This window comes from Staphylococcus sp. HMSC072B07 (assembly GCF_001815505.1).
GTDB classification, from domain to species: domain Bacteria; phylum Bacillota; class Bacilli; order Staphylococcales; family Staphylococcaceae; genus Staphylococcus; species Staphylococcus simulans.
In genome coordinates, this window is sequence record NZ_KV820945.1 from 126,913 (window position 1) to 133,567 (window position 6,655).

General features: G+C 37.0%; 5 protein-coding genes. 3 read left to right on the plus strand and 2 right to left on the minus strand.

All coding sequences use genetic code 11. The features are described from left to right. Positions 1 to 2 precede the first annotated feature (2 nt). On the minus strand, positions 3 to 1,370 hold the full coding sequence (locus HMPREF3031_RS11170; protein WP_002479936.1) for an FAD-dependent oxidoreductase: 1,368 nt from the start codon (positions 1,368 to 1,370) through the stop codon (positions 3 to 5). A 244-nt stretch (positions 1,371 to 1,614) separates the two neighbouring features. On the opposite strand from HMPREF3031_RS11170, the gene HMPREF3031_RS11175 reads away from it, so the two are divergent. From HMPREF3031_RS11175 to HMPREF3031_RS11185, 3 genes are all read left to right on the plus strand, one after another. Beyond that, positions 1,615 to 2,346: an ABC transporter ATP-binding protein gene (locus HMPREF3031_RS11175; protein WP_002479935.1), complete on the plus strand. Its 732-nt coding sequence runs from the start codon at positions 1,615 to 1,617 to the stop codon at positions 2,344 to 2,346. Next, positions 2,336 to 3,457, plus strand: coding sequence for an ABC transporter permease (locus HMPREF3031_RS11180; protein WP_002479934.1), 1,122 nt, complete (start codon positions 2,336 to 2,338; stop codon positions 3,455 to 3,457). The genes HMPREF3031_RS11175 and HMPREF3031_RS11180 overlap by 11 nt, the downstream gene beginning before the upstream one ends. A 300-nt stretch (positions 3,458 to 3,757) precedes the next feature. Then, positions 3,758 to 5,353, plus strand: coding sequence for a xylulokinase (locus tag HMPREF3031_RS11185; protein ID WP_002479933.1), 1,596 nt, complete (start codon positions 3,758 to 3,760; stop codon positions 5,351 to 5,353). Positions 5,354 to 5,495: 142 nt separating this feature from the next. Here the strand turns inward: HMPREF3031_RS11185 and HMPREF3031_RS11190 are convergent. Next, positions 5,496 to 6,655: LPXTG cell wall anchor domain-containing protein (locus tag HMPREF3031_RS11190; RefSeq protein ID WP_142351327.1), on the minus strand; the 1,160-nt coding region annotated here is incomplete at its 5' end.

Genomic DNA, 6,655 nt, shown 5'->3' on the forward strand with positions numbered 1-6,655 from the left:
TGTTAGAATAATTGATTGTCTTTAGGGAAGACATCATCGCCTAATGCACGTTGTGCCAAGACGTTTAGATAGTTCCATGGACGATCAAAGTTAGGTTGGAAGAAGAAGTCAACTAATGCTAAATCTTCCAATTTCCAACCCGCATTGATTGCGACTGAAATTGTATTGATAGATTCTACTAAGTCTTCTTTACTCATAATTTGACCACCTAAGATACGGTGAGAATCTTCATCATAGATAATTTTCAGATGCACAGTTGTATCATCTTGTCTGAATTTAGGACGTACAGGTACTTCGATATACGTTGCACCTAAATTACCGTCATAATTATCTTTTTCTGATTCGTGTACACCTGTTTGACCAAATTTATAATCGAATAATGATAAGCCAGATGTACCAGAAACTCTAGGCATTTTCATATCATGGCCAGCCATGTTGCGTGCTGCGACATAACCTTGACGACGAGAGTTTGTCGCAAGGGCAATATAGCGTTCTTCTTCAATAGGTGCATAAGGAATCATTGTTGCGTCACCACTTGCGTAGACATCTTTTTCAGATGTTTCAAGGTGGTCGTTAATTTCAATAATACCTTTAGTACCTAATTTCACTTTACCATCTAACCATTCTGTCGCAGGTTTAACACCTACGGTAAAGATAACTGTATCGGCTTCAAATTCTCCGTTGTCTGTCACAACGCCAGTTACGTTATTGTTATCATCTGCTTTTAATGCTTTCACATTTTCGTTACCTCTGAATTTTAAACCGTGTTCTTTCGCATTCTCTTCGAGAATATCAGTAAATTCTTTGTCTAGGTACGTCTTAATTAAACGATCTCCGTCATCCATCACTGTTGTATCAATACCAGCTTTAACGAAAGCTTCTGCAGCTTCAATACCGATATAACCGCCGCCGACAACGATTGCTTTTTTCGCAGATTTCATACGTTCTTTGATTTTGCCTGCCCAGTCAGCACCACGCATGAATAACACATTATTATAGTCATTGATGCCATCAATTGGCGGTGCGTTTGGTACGCCGCCTGGACTTAAGAATAATTTATCATAATCAACTTTAGATTCATTATTGTCTTTATCTTGAACTGTTACAGTTTTATTTTCAGTATCTAAGTCAGTTACTGTAGTATTCACATGAACTTTAATACCACGATTTTCTAGTGATTCCACGCTTGCATAGTGTAGTGAATCTAAGCTAGGCGCAACATCTTCTAGATAACTTTGAATACCGCAGGATAAGAATGAAGGTTTATCTGCACTTTCAAACACTTCAATTTCTGCTTCTGGATCTGAAATTAATAGCGTTTCGATTGCCGCATAACCTGCGTGAGAAGTTCCGACAATTACATATTTCATAAAGAAATAGCCTCCTCTAATATAAGTTGTATTTATATATAAATAGTCTCATTATCATATTTACCCATAAGGTTAATTGCTAGACTTACATATCAGGCTATTGTTCAAAGTTGATAAAATTGTCATATTTAAAATGTGTGATTAAGATGTTTTAAAAAGGTGATACGTTGTTCATAGACCAGAATGGCTTATAATGAAAGTAATATGAATATGCAATGCAGAGATAGGAAATGGGGGAGAAGTTATGCAAGCTGTCGCACAGTTAACACATGCATCTAAAGCGTTTAATAAGCAAACGGTGCTGGAAGATATTTCGTTGACGCTTCAACAAGGTCAAATTATGGGATTAATCGGACCGAGTGGTTCAGGCAAAACAACAGCTATTAAATGTTGGCTAGGTATGGAACAGTTAGATGGAGGAGAAGCTTCTATTTATAATCATTCAATGCCAAATCGTAAAGTATTGAGCCATGTCGGTTATATGGGACAAACACTCGCTTTGTATGAGAATTTAAGTGCGAAAGAGAACTTAGTATTCTTTGGAAATTTAAAAGGATTATCCGGCAAGCAATTAAACGAGGATATTAAACGCTATATGAAACTGGTCGATTTAGAAGATAAACAATCGCAAATTGTACATACATTTTCAGGCGGTATGAAACGGCGTTTATCCCTAGCAATTACTTTATTAGGGAGACCAGACCTGCTTATTTTAGATGAACCGACTGTGGGTATTGATCCGAGTCTACGTCAAAAAATCTGGCATGAACTGCGTCAACTAGCTGAACAAGGCCAAACCATTTTGATGACAACACATGTCATGGATGAAGCAGAACGTTGTGATCAAGTTGGCTTATTAGTAGACGGTCATATCTTTGCGTTAGGCTCACCAAATGAATTAAAACAACAGTTTAATGCTTCAAGTATTGAAGAGGTATTCTTAAAAGCAGAGGAGGCGAAGGATCATGAGGTTTAAAGCAGTCTTAAAACGTGTCATGATTGATCTAGTTCGTGATAAACGTACGCTCGCTTTAATGTTTATCGTCCCTTTAATCATTTTGACAATTATGTTCTTCTTGTTTAATAGCGATAATGAAGAACACTTAAATATCGGCTTCTCTGAAGATGTCCCTAAATCTTTTGTTAAAGCACTGCCAAAAGATAAAGTGCAGACAGAAACTTATTCTAATTCTGAATCTGTCAAAACCTTAATCGAACAGCATGATTTAGATGCTTATGTTCAAAAAGATGATAAACAATTAGTGGTCACTTATACGAATGAGAATCCAAGTAAAACGACAGCAGTAAAACAAATGCTAGCTGGTACCCTTCAAAAAGATAAAATGCAAGCACTTGCGGGTGAAATGAAAACTATCAAAATAAAACTGGCTGAGATGCCTCAAGCAAGTAAAGCAGCTATGAAATCAAATCAAACATCAGAATTAACCTCACTTGATGCGCATTATTTATATGGAGATGCTAACAGCAGTTATTTTGATAAAATGTTTCCGATTTTAATGGGCTTCTTTGTCTTTTTATTTGTATTCTTAATTTCAGGTATTGCGTTACTAAGAGAAAGAACGACAGGTACTTTAGAACGTATACTTGCGACTTCAATCAAGCGTAGTGAAATTGTGTTCGGTTACCTAGTTGGATACGGTATCTTTGCGGTGATACAAACGTTGATTATTGTACTGTTTTCAATTTACTTATTGAAAGTTGATGTCGCAGGCAATATCTTGTGGGTACTATTAATCAATATACTGATTGCCTTTGCGGCACTTACTATGGGATTATTCGTTTCCACGTTTGCGAATTCAGAGTTTCAAATGCTGCAGTTTATTCCGATTGTAGTCGTACCGCAAGTATTATTCTCTGGTATTATTCCGTTGGATAATGTGAATCGCTTTATCGCAAGTATCGGTTATTTGTTCCCATTACGGTATGCAGGGGATGCGTTGACTAAAGTTATGATTAAAGCACAAAGTATTAATACATTCTGGTTTGATATCGGTATTTTAGTCCTCTTTATTGTAATATTTACAATACTGAATATTGTTGGTTTAAAACGTTATAGAAAAGTGTGAGTGATTCATACATTGAGATCTGTTCAAAAAGGACAGGTCTCTTTTTTAGTTTTTGTCTACTTATTTCAATATTCATAAACATGATGCTATTTACTGCGCTCGAAAATACATGAACCACCAAACACTACTAATATTTAGTAAATCACTTGTTAAAGTGTAAGAATAAACCTTAAACGTTTAAGATATTTATTGACAACGCTTTCATTGTGGATTACGATTTATGATAACGGTTACACAGTTGTATATACAACTGTTACATAAATAGAGAAAGTGAATGAATATTAGGAGAAGGTGGAAACTGTGGAAAGGATTAAGGAACAGATTGAAGCTGGAGATATCAGTGTAGGTATAGAACTTGGGTCTACACGAATCAAAACAGTCGCGGTTAATGCACAATGTGAAACAATCGCAACAGGGTCATTTGAATGGGAGAACACATTTAAAGATGGATTTTGGACGTATTCACTTAATGATGTCTGGAACGGACTTCAAATCAGTTATCAATCGATGACAGATGAAGTAAAAGACAAGTATGGTGTAGCTATTAAACAGTTAAAGTCTTTAGGTATCAGTGGTATGATGCACGGCTATTTAGCGTTTGATGATAAAGACGATTTATTAGTACCATTTCGTACTTGGCGTAATAATAACGCACATGATGCAGCACGTAAGCTGACAGAACATTTTGGGGTGAATATTCCTGAAAGGTGGAGTATTGCGCAGTTATATGATGCGGCGATTCATGATGCACCGCATACGCAACATGTCCGATATATGACGACATTATCTGGTTATGTACATTGGTATTTAACAGGTGAACGCGTTTTAGGCGTTGGAGATGCTTCAGGTATGTTTCCAATAGACCCGAAGACGCATCGCTTCAGGGAAGATTTATTAAATCAATTTAATGACCTTTATCACAAAGAAGGTTATACGCAAGATGTGTATGATGTTTTACCGAAAGTGTTGGTAGCTGGAGAAGATGCAGGCTACTTAACAGAAACAGGTGCGAAGTTGATTGATCCAAATCAAGAGTTACAAGCTGGATGCCCGATGTGTGCACCTGAAGGGGATGCGGCAACAGGTATGGTCGCAACGAAAAGTGTCGCACCAAGAACAGGAAATATATCTGCAGGGACAAGTATCTTCTCTATGATTGTCTTAGATCATCCACTAGAGAAACTGTATCCAGAAGTTGATTTAGTGACGACACCTGCAGGTGATGAAGTCGCGATGATTCATGCGAATAACTGCACGTCTGATATCAATGCTTGGATGGATTTATTCGCAGAAGTGCTGGATACGATGGGAGCTGCATATACGAAGGAAGACTTATTTACACGGATGTTCGAAAAGGCGCTTGAAGGGGATAAAGAACTTGGTCATTTATTATCTTATGGCTATGTTTCGGGTGAATTTATTACAGATGTGCCAAAAGGTTATCCAATGTTCATTCGCAGTGTAGAAAGCCAGTTTAATTTGGCGAATGTGATGAAAACACATATTTTCAGTGCTTTTAGTACGTTGAAAATCGGTATCGATTTATTGAAACGTAATGAAGCGTTGGAAATCGACAGTATGATTGGTCACGGCGGTATTTTTAAAACAGAACGCGTAGCACAAAGCTTCTTAGCTGCAGCACTTGAAAGTCCAGTCAGTGTGATGCAGACAGCCAGTGAAGGCGGCGCATGGGGTATTGCGGTGCTTGCCCGTTATCATGTGGACCACCAAGGTCAAAAACTATCAGATTACTTAGATTATCATGCATTTGGTGATGTCGAAGCATTAGTGCTTGAACCAAAAGCAGAGGATGTAGAGAGTTTCAAACAGTATATTGAGCGGTTTGAAGCGGGATTACCTTTAGAACGTCAAGCAGATACACACTTTAATTCATAAAGATAAACAAAGGAGAATATTGTGCAGACATTAGAGAGAAATAAGTCAAAATCAAAGAAATCCGGTAAGGATAACGGCCATTGACCATTTCCCTACCGGGTTTCAGTATAGGTGTTAATTTTTAGAAAGAATAACGATTAAATTATTCGTTTTCTTTACGACGACGTGCATTTAATAAGAATAATGTACCAGCACTTGCGAATAATGAACCAGATAATAATCCGAATAATACTTGATCTTGTTCACCAGTTGCAGGTAATTGTTTTTTAGCGTCTTTAGCTTTTTGTTGAGCAGCTGCTTTGTTAGTAGTAGCTGTAGTTTGACCAGCTTTTTGAGCAGCTTTTTGACCAGTTACAACTTTACCATTGTTTTGAGCAGTTGTAGTTTGACCAGCTTTGTTAGCTTGACCTGGAGTAGTTGTAGCTTTTTGAGCAGGTTTAACTTCTTTATTAACTGGTGCTTGTTTAGCATTTTCAGCTTGAGCTTTTTGAACTATTGCTGCAACTTCATCAGTAGCTGCTTGTGCAATTTGTTGATTGTAGCTAGCTTTTGCATCTTTTGAAAGTTTATCAAGTTTATTAACTAAAGCTTGAGCATCAGCAATTTGTTTAGCATGAGCTTTTTGAGCTGTAGTAATTTCTTTTTTAGCAGCAGCATGAGCATCTTCAGCTTGAGCTTCATTAACGATTGCTTCTACTTCATCAGTAGCTGCTTTAGCAATTCTGCTGTTGTATTCATCTTTAGCTTCTTTAGAAAGGTTTTCTAATTTGTTAACTAAAGCTTGAGCATCAGCAAGTAGTTGAGCGTGAGCTTTTTGAGCTGTTTCAATTTTTTGTTTAGCAACAGCTTGTGCTTGAGCGATTTCTGCTTCGTGAGCATTTTTAGCTGCTGTAATTTCTTTTTTAGCAGTAGCAGCATGAGTATCTTCAGCTTGAGCTTCATTAACGATTGCTTCTACTTCATCAGTAGCTGCTTTAGCAATTCTGCTGTTGTATTCATCTTTAGCTTCTTTAGAAAGGTTTTCTAATTTGTTAACTAAAGCTTGAGATTCTTTAATTTGTTCAGCATGTGCTTTTTGAGCAGCGGCAATTTCTTTTTTAGCAATAGCAGGTTGTTTAGCAGCATCTAGAGCTTTAACTTCTTTAACTAATGCTGGAATCTCATCAGTAGCTGCTCGTGAAATTTTTTCGTTGTATTCAGCTTTAGTATTTTTAGAAACGTTTTTCAATCTATTAACTTCAGCTTGAGCATTAGCAATTCTTTGAGCATGAGCTTTTTGAGCTGTTTCAATTTTTTGTTTAG